Annotated in this window: 12 protein-coding genes and 4 tRNA genes; 12 read left to right on the top strand and 4 right to left on the bottom strand. The window is 41.8% G+C overall.

Annotated elements, in window-relative coordinates:
• Window positions 1-35 precede the first annotated feature (35 nt).
• From ABMY35_RS07330 to ABMY35_RS07310, 5 genes are read left to right on the top strand one after another with little or no spacing between them, the layout of a single operon-like run.
• Window positions 36-1,094: a glycosyltransferase family 2 protein gene (locus ABMY35_RS07330; protein ID WP_349285608.1), complete on the top strand. Its 1,059-nt coding sequence runs from the start codon at window positions 36-38 to the stop codon at window positions 1,092-1,094.
• Complete coding sequence (locus ABMY35_RS07325; protein ID WP_349285607.1) at window positions 1,084-2,532, top strand: glycosyltransferase family 39 protein; 1,449 nt, start codon at window positions 1,084-1,086, stop codon at window positions 2,530-2,532. The genes ABMY35_RS07330 and ABMY35_RS07325 overlap by 11 nt, the downstream gene beginning before the upstream one ends.
• The gene (locus ABMY35_RS07320) at window positions 2,529-3,209 is read left to right on the top strand and encodes a response regulator transcription factor (RefSeq protein WP_349285744.1); all 681 of its coding nucleotides are present in this window, start codon (window positions 2,529-2,531) and stop codon (window positions 3,207-3,209) included. Before ABMY35_RS07325 ends, ABMY35_RS07320 begins: the two co-directional genes overlap by 4 nt.
• Window positions 3,196-4,416: a HAMP domain-containing sensor histidine kinase gene (locus ABMY35_RS07315; protein WP_349285606.1), complete on the top strand. Its 1,221-nt coding sequence runs from the start codon at window positions 3,196-3,198 to the stop codon at window positions 4,414-4,416. The genes ABMY35_RS07320 and ABMY35_RS07315 overlap by 14 nt, the downstream gene beginning before the upstream one ends.
• Window positions 4,417-4,430: 14 nt before the next feature.
• Window positions 4,431-4,892 (top strand): pyridoxamine 5'-phosphate oxidase family protein, encoded by a 462-nt coding sequence (locus ABMY35_RS07310; protein WP_349285605.1) that lies wholly within the window; start codon window positions 4,431-4,433, stop codon window positions 4,890-4,892.
• Window positions 4,893-4,898: 6 nt separating this feature from the next.
• Here ABMY35_RS07310 and ABMY35_RS07305 read toward each other — a convergent pair whose 3' ends face one another.
• Window positions 4,899-5,546, bottom strand: coding sequence for a glutathione S-transferase family protein (locus ABMY35_RS07305; protein ID WP_349285604.1), 648 nt, complete (start codon window positions 5,544-5,546; stop codon window positions 4,899-4,901).
• 138 nt (window positions 5,547-5,684) lie between these two features.
• Between ABMY35_RS07305 and ABMY35_RS07300 the strand changes: the two genes are divergently transcribed.
• Window positions 5,685-6,533 (top strand): LysR substrate-binding domain-containing protein, encoded by an 849-nt coding sequence (locus tag ABMY35_RS07300; protein WP_349285603.1) that lies wholly within the window; start codon window positions 5,685-5,687, stop codon window positions 6,531-6,533.
• Window positions 6,534-6,688: 155 nt separating this feature from the next.
• The gene (locus ABMY35_RS07295) at window positions 6,689-7,285 is read left to right on the top strand and encodes a porin family protein (protein WP_349285602.1); all 597 of its coding nucleotides are present in this window, start codon (window positions 6,689-6,691) and stop codon (window positions 7,283-7,285) included.
• A gap of 73 nt (window positions 7,286-7,358) precedes the next feature.
• On the opposite strand, the gene ABMY35_RS07290 is transcribed toward ABMY35_RS07295, so the two are convergent.
• Genes ABMY35_RS07290 through ABMY35_RS07280 form a run of 3 tightly spaced genes read right to left on the bottom strand, consistent with a single transcriptional unit; the run spans window position 7,359 to window position 11,160 of the window.
• Complete coding sequence (locus tag ABMY35_RS07290; RefSeq protein WP_349285601.1) at window positions 7,359-7,730, bottom strand: DUF2237 domain-containing protein; 372 nt, start codon at window positions 7,728-7,730, stop codon at window positions 7,359-7,361.
• 48 nt (window positions 7,731-7,778) lie between these two features.
• Window positions 7,779-9,785 (bottom strand): excinuclease ABC subunit UvrB, encoded by a 2,007-nt coding sequence (gene uvrB / locus ABMY35_RS07285; protein WP_349285600.1) that lies wholly within the window; start codon window positions 9,783-9,785, stop codon window positions 7,779-7,781.
• Window positions 9,778-11,160 (bottom strand): MATE family efflux transporter, encoded by a 1,383-nt coding sequence (locus tag ABMY35_RS07280; protein WP_349285599.1) that lies wholly within the window; start codon window positions 11,158-11,160, stop codon window positions 9,778-9,780. The genes uvrB and ABMY35_RS07280 overlap by 8 nt, the downstream gene beginning before the upstream one ends.
• Before the next feature lie 1,035 nt (window positions 11,161-12,195).
• Between ABMY35_RS07280 and ABMY35_RS07275 the strand changes: the two genes are divergently transcribed.
• The 5 genes from ABMY35_RS07275 to ABMY35_RS07255 all read left to right on the top strand — a co-directional run bounded on the left by ABMY35_RS07275 (window position 12,196) and on the right by ABMY35_RS07255 (window position 14,775).
• Window positions 12,196-12,272, top strand: a tRNA-Asn gene (locus ABMY35_RS07275).
• Between the two features lie 20 nt (window positions 12,273-12,292).
• Window positions 12,293-12,369: transfer RNA gene (locus ABMY35_RS07270), tRNA-Asn, on the top strand.
• Window positions 12,370-12,385: 16 nt separating this feature from the next.
• A tRNA-Asn gene (locus ABMY35_RS07265) sits at window positions 12,386-12,462 on the top strand.
• 23 nt (window positions 12,463-12,485) lie between these two features.
• Window positions 12,486-12,562 (top strand) — tRNA-Asn (locus tag ABMY35_RS07260).
• A 269-nt stretch (window positions 12,563-12,831) separates the two neighbouring features.
• Window positions 12,832-14,775: a GGDEF domain-containing protein gene (locus ABMY35_RS07255; RefSeq protein WP_349285598.1), complete on the top strand. Its 1,944-nt coding sequence runs from the start codon at window positions 12,832-12,834 to the stop codon at window positions 14,773-14,775.
• The last annotated feature ends 155 nt before the right edge of the window (window positions 14,776-14,930 follow it).

Here is a 14,930-nt window from a genome sequence, read left to right as displayed (position 1 = left end):
AAACTGAGCGTATTGAACAACTCGGAGTAGTCAAAATGACACCACTTTCATTGGTTAAGCTGAGCCCTTCTAGTGATACACAATCTCAAAAAGCAGTATCCATTGAACAACAAAAAGCAGGGTCGCCAAAAAAGCCTGTTATCAGCCTCATTGTGCCTGTATTTAACGAGCAAGAGGTGCTCAGGGCATTTCACCATAGAGTATGCTCGGTGAGCGCGAGTATTAAACAATGTCGTTTTGAGCTTGTGTATATCGATGACGGCAGTCATGACGACTCTTGGCAAATTCTACAAAGCCTGACCCATCAATTCTGTGATGTTCGCTGCTTACAGCTGAGCCGAAATTTTGGCAAAGAAGCTGCCGTTACAGCAGGCCTTGAACATGCAACAGGTGATGCCGTGGTGCTACTTGATGCCGATTTACAAGACCCACCTGAATTGCTCCCTGAAATGATACAAGCTTGGCAACACGGTGCTGACGTGGTCAATATGAAACGCGCCAGTCGTCAAGGCGAGTCTTGGTTCAAAATAGCCAGTGCGCATGCTTATTACCGCCTTCTAAACTGGGTATCAGATAGCCCAGTTGCTGAGGATGTTGGAGACTTCAGGTTATTATCTCGCAATGTCGTTGAGGCAATTAAACAACTCCCAGAGCGAAATCGCTACATGAAAGGTTTAATGAGCTGGCCCGGCTTTAAACAAATAACATTAGAATTTGAACGCCCCGAACGCGCAGCTGGCACCACCAAGTGGAACTACTTTCAACTTATCAAGCTTGCTCTTTCAGGGATCACCTCGTTTAGTGTCAAACCGCTGCGTTTTGCAACTTGGATGGGGGCATTAGTGTCTTTATATGCCTTCATTTTTGCCGCTTGGGTGGTGATAAAAACCCTGGTATTCGGCGAAGTCGTACAAGGTTACCCGAGTATGATGCTTACTATGCTCGCCTTGGGTGGAGTTCAATTGCTGGCGATTGGCATTCTAGGGGAATACATTGCAAGGCTGTTTACCGAAGCAAAACAGCGACCTATCTATTTAGTCATGACAGAGCACTATAAACCTTGTCACACTGCGGAGCAGCGCCATGAGGTTTAGTCATTGCTTGTTGGTCATTACTGCACTACTGCTATTAATCAGGTTATTCACATTAGGCATGTATCCCCTGTACGATACCACAGAGGCAAGATATGCAGAGATAGCCAGATTGATGGTGCAAAGCCAAGATTGGATCACTCCTTGGTTTGATATCAATGTGCCATTTTGGGGCAAGCCACCTGCCCATACTTGGATCACAGCGCTCAGCTTTGAGATATTTGGTATCAATGAATGGAGCGCGCGCTTTGCACATTGGTTAATGGGCGCGGCAACGGTTGCATTACTTTTTGCATTTACCAAACGTATCCTTGGTCAGACTCTCGCCATATATAGCAGTTTTATTTTGGTAACGTGTCTGGGCTTTTTTGTCGCCACCAGCATGGTGATGACCGATCCGGCACTCCTTTTTGCAAGTACTTTAGCCATGACCAGCTTTTGGCTCTGCTATACAGAAAAAAGCCGCCTCGCAGGCCTTGTTTTCTTCTTCGCATGTGGACTAGGTATGCTTATCAAAGGTCCTGTTGCCGTTGTTATCATAGGGATTGCTCTTGTCGTTTGGGCTATTTGGCAAAACCAGCTACTCAATGCCATCAAATCGTTACCTTGGGTGTTAGGGCTCACCGTCTTTATCGTAACTTTTGCGCCATGGTATTTGCTTGCTGAGCAAAAGACGCCGGGCTTTATAAATTACTTCATTATTGGCGAGCATATTCAACGCTTTTTAGAACCAGGTTGGCAAGGTGACTTATATGGCAGTGCTCATCTAGAAACGAAAGGCACTATCTGGCTATTCTGGCTAGGTGTGGCATGTCCGTGGTCGTTTATCTTAATCTTCAAATTACTCACCGCACCGAAACAACTAAAAGCTTTATGCAAAATAGATCTGAATCGCTACCTGATTGCTTGGGCCATTGCACCAATGCTGTTGTTTACACTGGCGAATAATATTTTATCTGCCTACGTGCTTCCAGGCTTACCTGCATTTGCACTATTGATGGCCATCATGTTTTCACATGAAAAACAGCTAGCTGTTTCAAATAGACCCGTATTACAAACAACGGCTGATAAGCAGTTTTTGACTATAGGTCTAGTGTGTTTAGCACTATATAGTTTAATCATCACAGCTGTCATTAAAGGCTGGCACAGTAAGTACTCTGAAATCGAACTACTCGAAGTGATTGCGAAGCCTTGCCCTTCGGTGCCTGTTTTTTATATAGAAAAACGACCATTTTCAGCACGCTTCTACAGTTGTGGCAAAGCACAATTAATTGAGCAAGTTGCTGAACTATCAGACATACTTAATACTCAGAAACAAAGCTATTTGGTGCTGACACATACACAAAAAAAGATACTCACTTTACCCAGCACGCATACCTGCTTAACCATTAACACGAGTCAAAAAGGGGTGCTACTGACGTGCACACAGAAAAGTCGCTGAGCATTTTATTGGTCGAAGATTCTCAGCAAGTCGCTGAGACCATCTTCGACTACTTTGAAGAAGAACATTATGAATTAGACTATGCAGCCAATGGCATTATGGGGCTGCAATTGGCCTGCGCTAATCGCTATGACTGTATTATTTTAGACATCATGCTGCCTGGTCTCGACGGCATCGAAATTTGTAAACGCTTACGCGCACAAGGAAACAATACCCCAATCATCATGCTTACAGCCCGAGATACCCAACAAGACATGCTAGGTGGCTTAAATTGCGGTGCGGATGACTACATCATTAAGCCCTTTGATCTTATGCTCTTAGAAGCCAGGATCAAAGCGGTTATCAGACGCACCCAAGGCGTTGGTTTTAAAACACAATTAAATGTGGGTTCATTAATGATTGATTTAAATACTCGATCAGTCAGCCGAGCCGGTCAGTCAATCAAACTTAATCCCAGTGGCTATAAAATTTTACTAACACTAGCGAAACAAAGCCCGAACCCAGTCACTCGAGAGGCCATTGAACATGCACTTTGGCCCGATGACGTACCGGACCAAGATCTATTACGCCGACATATTTACCAATTGCGTAAAGCACTTGATAAACCATTCGAGCAAGACATGTTAATAACCGTACCTAAGTTTGGCTATAAGTTGATCACAGATGAAAACGCTTAAACAACAGCTTTTTAGAGCCACATGGCTCGGCGCAATTATGCTTATCTCAATTTATACATTGGTATTGAGCTCTGCCATTATGTATACCGAGAATCGTAGTAGCGAGCAGAGACTCAGTATTATTGCCCCCCACCATTTTAAACAGTTTGCAACGACCGAAACACCTGAGATAGAGATAAACCCACTCCTAACACTCTACAAAGATTACTCATCTTTACCCCAAAAGATACAAGCAGCTATCTCAGAGGGTTGGACGGGTGTGCAAACTTTCCAGTTTGATGATGACAGTGAATTTAGTGTATATGCAGCCGCTTTAGATGGTCAGACACACACCTATTATGCCGTAGAGGATGTGAACCCAATTGAGTGGAGTGATGCTGATTTATTAAAAGTTGAGGTTATTTTTGCCGGTGCTGGTGGTTTACTTTTTTTACTCGCAACGTATCTGATCCGTATTCAAGCGGGCCGTTTAGCAAAACCGCTTCAGGATTTAGTGCATCATATCAGCGATAAAAACAAAGATGATTTAGATACAAACATTGTCAATGAGAAAAGTTGCGCGGAGATCTACCACATCGAGACGGCTGTGAACCATTATCGCCAACGGATGAAACAAATGCTCCATCGAGAGCAAACCTTTACTCGCTATGTTAGCCATGAATTGCGAACACCTATGATGGCCATTAAGGGTAATGTGTCTGTGTTACAAAAGCGACATGGCGACAATAAACAATTGAAAGGCATCAATAATGCCTTAGATAACGTGAATGAATTAATTCACACCTTTTTGTGTTTGGCTAGAGAGTCAGAACTCGCGCCTACTCCAATTACACTCGATAATAGGTGGGTTGAAACACTTATTGCACCCCTACAAAGTAAATGCCAGGCGAATCAAGTCACTTTACATTGGCAATTACAAGAACCTTTTGAGATAAACTGTGAAGCAATCCTGTTGCAGACGCTTGTGTATAATCTATTAGACAATGCCATAAACTGCACTTTTAATGGCGAAGTTGATTTATTCGTCAGTCAATCAGGTGTCATCGTGATAGATTCAGGTATAGGACTTGATGAAAAGCCCAGAGGTTATGAAGGGTTTGGTGTAGGTTTACAAATCGTTGAAGATATTTGTGCAAAATACCATTGGCAATTCTCATTACAAAGTAACCCTGAACAAGGTTGTCGAGCCGAAGTAACATTTATCTAAATAAGGAGAGCGCCATGCGCGAACAAGCCCTGATAGAAGCCAAGCAGCTACTAACCAACGCTAAGATTGCGGTGCTCTCTACTCATTCAAATACTTTACCAGGCTTCCCGTTTGGTTCAACTGTACAGTTTTTTGCTAATACCAAGGGACAAATCTATCTATTCATTAGCGATATAGCTCAGCATGCTAAAAACTTGTCTCATGACAACAAATTATCTCTGACAGTCTTCGAGCAACAAGACAGTAATGACCCACAAATGTCGCGCTTAACCCTCGTCGCTGAGGCCACTAAATTTGCTAGAGATGACAGTGAAGGTTTAATTGCCCAATTTGTAGAATACTTCCCAAGTAGCGAGCAATATAAAGATCTAACCGACTTTCATATTTGGGAATTGAATATGGTAAGAGCCCGCTTTATCGCAGGCTTTGGCAAAATATTTTGGTTAGAACAAGATGAATGGGCGTATGGAGAATGATGAGCGTTAGGTAATATCTTCTCCAGCTTCATCCATTTCCACCCATTCAGTTTCTTCAAGGGCTGCTTTGATCCACTTTTGCAAAGCTGGACACTCAAGCACTCGCTGCATATAGGCAGTTGCCAACTCATTAAGCTCAATGCCATAAGTCTGAAAACGTAACACCACTGGCGCATACATGGCATCCACGATAGACCACTCACCAAATAACCAGCCTCGATGTTGCTCATATTGCTCCGTGAATATTTGCTCAATACGTTGAATATCACGCTTTGCTTGTTCGCTCAAGACAAGTTTACGCTTAGCACGGATATTCATCGGCATTTCGTTACGTAAAGCGTTAAACCCTGCATGCATCTCAGAGGCAAGCGCTCTTGCTTTTGCCCTTTGACTGATTTCACTCGGCCAACCTTCCCCTGATAAATAAGTTTCACTTATATACTCACAAATTGCGAGAGACTCCCACACAAGGCTATCACCATCTACCAAACACGGCACTTTCGCAGTTGGCGTAATATTTTTAAGCGTGCTAAAAAATTCAGGCGTTTCTAAATTGAGCGTAGTCTCTTCATAGTTAACACCTGACTTTTCTAGCATAAGCCAAGCTCTTAATGACCAAGTCGAGTAGTTTTTATTAGCGATATATAGCTGCATATATGATTTCCTTGTTAACTGCTGTATCGTGATTTAACGTCAATGAAAATAACCTGGGCTCAGGTTAAGTATTTTTATAAGCCTTGACTAACTGATTATTCTTATACAACCTATAAGAAAATCGAATAGGTACTCACAATGGATATTGACGCGCTGCGCAGCTTTTTAGCTTTTATAGAAACAGGCAGTTTTACTCGCGCTGCAAAACAGGTGCATCGCACACAAGCTGCCGTGAGTATGCAGATGAAAAAGCTCGAAGACGATGTCGGTAAATGCCTATTTGAAAAACAAGGTCGATTATTAACCCTGAGCCAAGATGGTCGCCAATTTAGTCACTATGCAAAACAGCTATTGCAGCTTCATGATGAAACTTTACAGACGATGCGTCACAGCACGAGCAATACGCTTCTCAGACTGGGTTGCCCAGATGATTATGCCGACAACCTTTTACCAGTGCTGATCCAGCACCTGCATGCACAATTCAGTAACCTAGACTTAAGAGTAACCTGTTTACCGAGTTTTAAAATCAAGCAATTGTTGGATGCGGGCGATTTAGATCTTGGGCTTATTACCCGCTCCCCCGACTCAGAAGAAGGTCAGCTCATATGCCAAGACAAAGGTGTATGGGTGTATAACCCTGAGCACACGGCCCACCTTAAATCACCTTTGCCGATTGCAGTATTTCAACCTGACTGTCGCTTTCATCAAGGTGCCATTGAGGGGCTTATGAAAGCAAAAATTCCCTTTCAAGTCGTCGCGAGCTGTAGCAGCCTTACTGCTTTATTGGGTTTGGTAAAACAAGGTGTCGCCATCGGTGCAATCGCAAATATATCTACCGCAGACTATAGCGTGTTAAGTAACACAGAGTTACCCACTTTGCCCGGTGCTAATATCGCTTTGATCCGCAGCCAAAGTCTGCGTAACCCAATTTCCCAAGAGATTTATGAGCAGCTAAGTCAGACTATGAGAACTTTTTCAGTAAACTAGCCAAAAATATAAGAAATTGAAATATCTACACATCTTATCTGACACTTTTTCACATTCTCATACATTCCACCTACAACCGCTGACATTCCTCCAACAGACTCTAACAAGCTTGCGCTCTACTATGAGCACATCAAAACCAAACAGGAATGTTCATCATGAAAACTCGCGCACTATTATTATTGGCTTTACTATCATCAACGGCTTTAATGAGCCAAGCTCAGGCTTCTGAAGAAAAACACAAAGTTGGTATTCAACTTTCTGGTGGTGGTGCAGAATACAAAGGCTCAAGCAAAGACGGTGACGGTGTTGGTCAGGCGTATCTTTACTATAACTACCAGTTTTCACCAATGTTGGCTTTAGAAGTCGGTTTAAATGGCGGTAGTGAAGCTGACGACTGGGAATGTACAGACATCGATGATAATAAATTCACATGCAAAAATAACGACAAGCCGCTGTTTAATTTAGATGCGAATAAACTTGAGTACAGTAACTTAGTGTTTGCAGGTAAAGGTGAATACTACCTAACAAAAAACAATAGCCTTTATGCTAAGTTAGGTGCGAACTTTTACGACTACGACATTAAACAAAATAGCAAAGTACTAAATTCTGATGATGGTGTAGGCTTGTTTGCTGAGCTGGGCTGGGAGTATGATTTTAATAATGGCATCGGCATTAATGCATCTTACCAGTACATGGATATGGGTGACCTAGATACATTTACATTGGGTTTAGGTTTAAGCTACCGTTTTTAATTCAGCTCATCACCGAAATTAAAAACAAAAAAAGGTTAACGCTTGTGTTAACCTTTTTAGATAAATGGATTTGCTAATCCAAGCTATGTGCTTTTAGGATATCAAGGGGAATGTAGTCCAGAACTTTTTCATGGGTTGCATGAAGTTTTACCGGTGGCGCAACGCCTGCTTCATATGCCTCTTTCCAGCGAAGTGCACATAAACACCAACCATCACCAGGTTTTAACCCTGGAAAACTATACTCAGGTATCGGCGTGCTTAGGTCGTTGCCTCTTGAGCGTGTAAACGTTAAAAACGCTTCTGTTACAACTGCACACACAACATGAGTACCAATATCAAGATGATTTGTGTTGCAAAACCCGTCTCTCATAAACCCGGTTAATGGATCACTACAACACAGCTGCAATTCACTGCCCAATACATTCTGAGCTTTCTTCTCTGTCATGACCTTTTCAATCTTTTAAATATTTGAGAGTGTTAAAACGAAGAATTACTAAGCATCGATCAATTGTTGCTGTAATTGATGAATTTCATCACGTAACTTGGCCGCTTTTTCAAACTCTAGCTCTCTAGCATGATGCACCATTTGAGTTTCCAGTGCGCTGATCTGCTCTGCAATTTGCTTCGGATCTAAATAACCCGCTTTAGGCTCAGCGACTCTTGCAGATACCGGTGAACTTGATGACTCATCGACACTTTCACCAACATCCATCACATCCGTGATTTTCTTATTCAATGCCGTTGGCACTATGCCGTGTTTTTCATTATAAGCTTCTTGTATTGATCGACGACGCTCGGTTTCTTCAATGGCTTTTTTCATCGATTTGGTGATCACATCACCATATAAAATTGCTTTACCATTTAAGTGACGTGCCGCTCGACCAATAGTCTGTATTAATGAGCGCGCTGAGCGTAAGAAGCCTTCTTTGTCTGCATCGAGTATTGCGACAAGAGACACTTCTGGCATATCGAGACCTTCTCGAAGTAAGTTAATGCCCACTAGCACATCAAATACGCCCTTACGCAAGTCGCGGATGATTTCCATACGTTCAACGGTATCAATATCGGAGTGTAAATAACGCACTTTCACATCATGGTCATTCAGGTAGTCAGTTAAGTCTTCAGCCATGCGCTTAGTTAAAGTGGTCACCAAGACGCGCTCTTTTTTCTCAACACGTTTATAAATCTCAGAGAGTAAATCGTCTACTTGTGACCCAACTGGGCGTACTTCTAATTCAGGATCAAGTAAGCCTGTCGGACGAATAACCTGCTCAGCCACGTCGCCATTTGATTTCTCTAATTCGTAATCACCGGGTGTCGCTGATACATAAATCGTCTGTGGGGAAATCGCTTCAAACTCATCGAATTTTAGCGGTCGGTTGTCCATGGCCGATGGCAAACGGAACCCGTATTCAACTAAGTTTTCTTTACGGCTTCTATCCCCTTTGTACATGGCGCCCACTTGAGAGACGGTCACATGAGACTCATCGATGATCATTAACGCATCATCAGGCAAATAATCGAGTAACGTTGGAGGCGGCTCGCCCGGCGCTCTGCCAGAAAGATAGCGGCTATAGTTTTCGATGCCTGAGCAATAACCAAGCTCGGTCATCATTTCAATATCGTATTGTGTACGCTGAGCAACTCGCTGTTCTTCAACTAAGCGATTGTCATCGAGAAGGCGCTTTCTTCTGTCTCTTAGTTCATCTTTTATTTTTTCAATGGCATCTAAGATTTTCTCCCGGGGAGTAACATAGTGGGTTTTCGGATAGATAGTTGCACGAACGATGTGTTTTTCAATGGCTCCCGTAAGCGGATCAAATAAGCTCAAACGCTCAATTTCATCATCGAACATTTCAACGCGAACACCAATATCGTCCGATTCTGCAGGAAAGATATCGATCACCTCGCCTCTAACTCGATATGTACCCCGACTAAAATCAATGTCGTTACGGGTATATTGCAGCTCAGCCAGCTTTCGTAGGATGTCGCGTTGGTCAACTGTATCACCGACTTTCAGCAGTAACATCATCTGCATATAAGAATCAGGATCGCCCAGACCATAAATCGCCGACACAGACGCAACAATAATGGTGTCTCGTCTTTCTAATAAGGCTTTGGTTGCCGATAAACGCATTTGCTCGATGTGTTCATTTATCGACGCATCTTTTTCTATAAAGGTGTCACTTGCAACCACATACGCTTCAGGCTGATAGTAGTCATAATATGAGACAAAATACTCGACTGCATTTTCAGGAAAGAACTCTTTCATCTCACCATATAGCTGTGCCGCCAAGGTTTTATTGTGTGCAAGAATAATGGTCGGGCGATTCAGATTACTGATTATATTCGCCATGGTAAAAGTTTTACCCGTTCCCGTTGCACCCAATAAAGTTTGATGTGCAAGACCCGCTTCTAAACCATCGCACAATTGCGCGATAGCCGTTGGCTGGTCACCATTTGGTGAAAACTCGGAGTGAAGTTTAAATACATCAGTCATGTTTTAATTCCTGCTCAGGCACAGATTGCATACGGTTTAAACTCGCGCAGAACCAATTGTAGGCGACAATGGCTGTGACCAAATTACCGATTGCAGCACCAATAAATAACCCTTTCAGACCTGCTAAATGCGATCCTAAATAAGCGAATGGTACGAAAAACACAAACAATCTGATCACGCTCAGTAACAAGGCATTCATTGGTTTGTGAAGCGCATTGAATGAAGAATTACTTAAAATGATCACCCCTTGAAAACCGTAGCTCAATGGCATGATATAAATAAACAGCTCAATGATGCGTTGAACTTCTTTTTCAGCACCAAAGGTTTTACTAATTAAGCCTGAACAAATGAGTAATACGATATAGATAGCAAACTGCCAAACCATTACGAACTTCAATGTAGTTTTATAGGCTTCTGTCACACGCTGATAGTTCTGCGCCCCATAATTTTGACTGACAAAGGGCGGTAATGTCATCGACAATGCAAGTACAACTAAACTCGCGATAGATTCAATACGGCTGCCTACCCCAAAAGCTGCAACCGCTTCAGGTCCATAAGTTGCTACAATCGCTGTCATAACAGCCATGGCGATAGGTGTCAGCATATTCGCGCCTGCAGCAGGAAAACCAATTTTTAGGATTTTCTTAACTGCCTGCATAACGCCCTGCTCTCCAGGGCTAACACTGAGTAGGCGCTTTTTCACTGCAAGTAAATAAAAGATAATGCCTACCGCTACAGACCAAGCGATGACACTGGCAATCGCGGCACCTTGAACCCCTAACTCAGGGAAAGGGCCAATGCCAAAAATAAGAAGAGGGTCGAGGATCGCATTTATCAAACCCGCTGCGCCCATAATAATGCTTGGCGTTTTAGTATCGCCACTAGCACGTAATACTGAATTACCAATCATAGGCGTGATTAAGAATACGCTGCCCAAGAACCAAATAGACATATAGTCATATATATGTGGCATGACTTCAGCGTGAGCACCCAATAGTTTGAAAATCGGCTCTATCATTAAAAAGCCAAATAAAGACAACAAGAACACCATTACTGCTGATAATAAAAGTGCAATAGTGGCATCAAACTTTGCCTCTTCTACTTTATTCGCACCCAGCGCTTTGGCAATTACTGCAGACGTGCCGATACCTAAACCTATTGCAAGACTAATCACAGTGAAAGTAACAGGGAAAGTAAAACTGACAGCAGCAAGCTCTTCAGTCCCTAACATACTGATAAAGAAAGTATCGACTAAATTGAACATCATCAGCGTGATCATGCCAAATATCATGGGAATGGTCATACGTTTGAGTGTGGACGGGATGTCCCCTTCAAGGATGTCATTGGAGACTTGAGACTGCTGCGCTGATGCCATATTAAATAGAAACCTTAAGATAAGCCCGACCAGTGGATTGAGCATTCTAGATCATCATGAAAACTAAACCCAGAGGATCGTGATCATTTATCAACAATAAATATTAATTCAACTCTGAGATCTTCGCTTTTGAATCATTTAGACCAAGCTATGCACCAAAAAGGCACAAAAACACCTTCCATAAGCACTTACTAACCTGTCGCTTTAGTAGCCACTGAGATTTTTTTGCACAAGTATGACGCTTATTTGACTATAAAAAATACTGCAATGAGTAAAAACCACACAAACCAGAACAAAAAACAGCAACCCATTGTTTTTATTAAACTAAAAAAATTTAGCAAAAAGTATTGCAAAGCTCCCAAAGCCCGACATATATGGCTTTGCAATACTTTTTAAAGATTAATAAACAATGTTATCCACAGATTCTGTGGGTAAGTGTCATAAAGCTAATAAAATAAAGACTTATAGCGCGATCAAAAGATCAGAAACACACCTGTGGAAAAGGATCTTTGTTTCCTTTATATGACAAAAAAAGATCTTTAGTCACTGATGTTGATAACTTTAAAGTTATCAACAGGAAAATAAGCTATCTAGATATATTCACTTAGATTTTATAACCCCTTATTTTAAAAGGCCAAATAGTAATCAGTAAAAAATTCTATGCTTCAAAAGCTTTCTCAGTGACTATTTTCTGCACCGCACGAATAAATGAAACAAACAATAGTCTTCGGAATTTATTGATCATGCTCTTGCATAAAGAAGAAAACATCAGATCTCTTTAAAAAGTTATATTTAAGGCTTTTGAGTAAAATATGACTCATACTGCGCAAAATAAACATTTTTAATTTTATATTTAAGCACTGCGAAGTCGCTTTTTTTGGATTTGCTTCACTTCCACAGAGTAAATTTGCGCTAAAAAATCGGCAAATCGGATATAAAACCAGCGGATAAACGGATTTTTTAAATTTCTGTCATTTTATTTGTTGACACCTTGGCAAGGGGTCATTAATATTTCGCCCCGTTGAGAGACACGCTTCCCCCTTAGCTCAGTTGGTTAGAGCGACGGACTGTTAATCCGCAGGTCCCCCGTTCGAGTCGGGGAGGGGGAGCCAAGTTTCTTGATAATAACGATTCCCCCTTAGCTCAGTTGGTTAGAGCGACGGACTGTTAATCCGCAGGTCCCCCGTTCGAGTCGGGGAGGGGGAGCCAATCGTTATAGTGTAATTCCCCCTTAGCTCAGTTGGTTAGAGCGACGGACTGTTAATCCGCAGGTCCCCCGTTCGAGTCGGGGAGGGGGAGCCAACACTGCTATTCTTTTATATTGTTCCCCCTTAGCTCAGTTGGTTAGAGCGACGGACTGTTAATCCGCAGGTCCCCCGTTCGAGTCGGGGAGGGGGAGCCAATATTCAGATTCTCATAGACTTTTCTCGCACATTGCACTACCCTACTACAGTTAATTTTTTCCTTTAAAATCGCTGACTCAGCTTAATTAAATAATTAAAATTTTTGCTTATTTTGCGACAATTGTTCCTCAATTTTTAAACTTAGTTGACGATAAAGAACCGTATTATCTTGGCTATAAGTATGCGCTCAAAAAATTTAGGCTAGCTTAATCGCGACTAGATTATTTGTAGTTTGGAATAAAACTAAAAAGAACTGAAAGACACAATAATGGCAGGCTTTAAAAAACTTATATTTGTGCAGTTGATCTCTTGGCTTCTGTTTTCACTTGTTGGAGTATTTTTCTTTGCGACCAGCTTTGATTCAGCAGTTTCAAAAGCACAGCAAAGTGCACAAGTAATGGTGACTCAGTATATAAAAGAAAAAACCATGGCAGAGGTCACCCCTCAGCATATTCGTCAGGCTCTGGCGAATGGTAATGTGTTTTCAACCTTCATTGTTAGAGATTTTAATGGTGACACAGTTTTAAACGTTAATACCCATAGTTCATTACCTTTTATCGCTGAAATTATCGAATCAAATATTAATGCTATTCGCCCGCAATTTGCTGTGAATGTGACCAAAGACATTAAAATTGAATTCATTATTAATGCACAAAGTCAGGCGCAACTTTTACAGCAAGCTGTCATCATGATGTTTATTATCACCGCCCTACTCGCATTTATTCCTGTCTTCTATATGAAAGCAATTTATAAACGCTTAAATCGTAATGTCAGTATGACTGTTGCTGATGCGGTAGATATGTACATTACTCAAAACCAGGTGACCGACAGTATAGAAAATGACTTTAACGCAGGTAAGGTACAAGCGCTGGGTGCAGAGCTTGCGCCTTCTTTCAATCGTCTAGCGCATTTCTTAAAGAGTAAACAAGAAGATATTCAGAGTGCCGCACAAAGTATAAAGCAAGAAGCCTATAAAGATGTGGTAACTGGTCTTGGTAACCGTAATATGTTCGTGGAGTATTACGAGCAGCATATTGAATCAAGTAATAAAAAATCATTTGGTACCCTTGCCATGATCCGTTGTAGTGAACTACAAGTGATCAACCAAACTCGTGGTTACCAAAAAGGCGACGAGTATATTAAATCAGTATCAGAGATTATTACCCATGTTTGTGGTACTTACACAGGCGGACAAACCTTCAGGTTAAACAGCTCTGATTTTGCGGTTATTTTGCCAAACATTCCGGCAAAAGAAGCCGAACATTTCGGTGATACATTACAAGCTAGATTCACTCAATATCAACAAAACCAAGAGCTCAGCTCAGTGGCTAACACAGGTATTGTTCCATACGAAACTGGCAAACCATTAGGCGAGATACTATCTGTAGTCGACAATGCCATGAGCATGGCCCAGAGCAAGCAAGCGAATGCGTGGCACATACAGCGTGAATCTGATCTTATTAATAATGTTGGTGCAGGTTTTGGTAACCAAAACTGGCGTAAAGTTATCCACGATGTGATCGAAGCAAAACGCGTCAGCTTAATGATGCAAAACATTATGCCTATTGGTAAAAATGTTAAAGCCTATGCCGAAATTCAAGCGCGCTTTAAAACTGAAGATAACCAAATGCTGCCAACGGCGTCTTTCTTGGCGATGGCAGAAAAACTTGAGATGGCCATCGAAATCGATAAATTGATCATAGATACGTCACTTGAGCTCATAAAAACCCGTAACTTCACTGAAAAGTTCTTCGGTATCAATGTCACTGCGTCAAGCGCCCACTCTGATCAATTTGTGATCTGGTTAGAGCGTCGTCTATTAAAAGACGCCAATATTGCTTCGAAATTGATTTTTGAAGTGAGCGAGTTTGGTTTACAGCAAAATATTAAAGCCAGTAAACGCTTTATCGATATGGTTCACCGCGTTGGTGCACGTGTCACCGTAGAGCGTTTTGGTGTTGGTTTAACCTCATTTAAGTTTTTCAGAGATTTGAAACCTGACTTCATCAAGATGGATGCAAGTTATACCCGTGGTCTAGAAGAAGATAAAAATAACCAATACTTCATGCGTCTGATGGTCGACCTTGCTCATCGTATTGGTGTGAGTGTGTTTGCTGAAGGGGTCGAAAACCAAGAAGAAAAGCACGTCGTTGAAACACTCTGCCTCGACGGTGTTCAGGGTTACTACATAGAGAAACCCAAAGAAATATAACAGCAAAAACCAGGCCCTTTCAGGGCCTTTTTTGATTTCGCCGCGTATATCCGTAAATCTTTACAAAAATACCCATTTATCAAAACAATTCTGCCGTTTTTGTTGTGATATTCAGCGCCAAACTTGGTAAAATTAACAATCGCTAGGCACTCAAT

Origin of the sequence: Pseudoalteromonas sp. BZB3 (assembly GCF_040104455.1) — a bacterium.
Lineage (GTDB): Bacteria > Pseudomonadota > Gammaproteobacteria > Enterobacterales > Alteromonadaceae > Pseudoalteromonas.
Note: the sequence above shows the minus strand (reverse complement) of the source record. Positions and strands in the feature narration are given on the sequence as shown.

What these genes read in the sequence shown, in the direction of transcription:
- ABMY35_RS07330 (WP_349285608.1), top strand. Translation starts at nt 36, where the DNA reads ATGACACCACTTTCATTGGTTAAGCTGAGCCCTTCTAGTGATACACAA.
- ABMY35_RS07325 (WP_349285607.1), top strand. Translation starts at nt 1,084, where the DNA reads ATGAGGTTTAGTCATTGCTTGTTGGTCATTACTGCACTACTGCTATTA.
- ABMY35_RS07315 (WP_349285606.1), top strand. Translation starts at nt 3,196, where the DNA reads ATGAAAACGCTTAAACAACAGCTTTTTAGAGCCACATGGCTCGGCGCA.
- ABMY35_RS07310 (WP_349285605.1), top strand. Translation starts at nt 4,431, where the DNA reads ATGCGCGAACAAGCCCTGATAGAAGCCAAGCAGCTACTAACCAACGCT.
- ABMY35_RS07305 (WP_349285604.1), bottom strand. Translation starts at nt 5,546, where the DNA reads ATGCAGCTATATATCGCTAATAAAAACTACTCGACTTGGTCATTAAGA.
- ABMY35_RS07300 (WP_349285603.1), top strand. Translation starts at nt 5,685, where the DNA reads ATGGATATTGACGCGCTGCGCAGCTTTTTAGCTTTTATAGAAACAGGC.
- ABMY35_RS07295 (WP_349285602.1), top strand. Translation starts at nt 6,689, where the DNA reads ATGAAAACTCGCGCACTATTATTATTGGCTTTACTATCATCAACGGCT.
- ABMY35_RS07290 (WP_349285601.1), bottom strand. Translation starts at nt 7,730, where the DNA reads ATGACAGAGAAGAAAGCTCAGAATGTATTGGGCAGTGAATTGCAGCTG.
- uvrB (WP_349285600.1), bottom strand. Translation starts at nt 9,785, where the DNA reads ATGACTGATGTATTTAAACTTCACTCCGAGTTTTCACCAAATGGTGAC.
- ABMY35_RS07280 (WP_349285599.1), bottom strand. Translation starts at nt 11,160, where the DNA reads ATGGCATCAGCGCAGCAGTCTCAAGTCTCCAATGACATCCTTGAAGGG.
- ABMY35_RS07255 (WP_349285598.1), top strand. Translation starts at nt 12,832, where the DNA reads ATGGCAGGCTTTAAAAAACTTATATTTGTGCAGTTGATCTCTTGGCTT.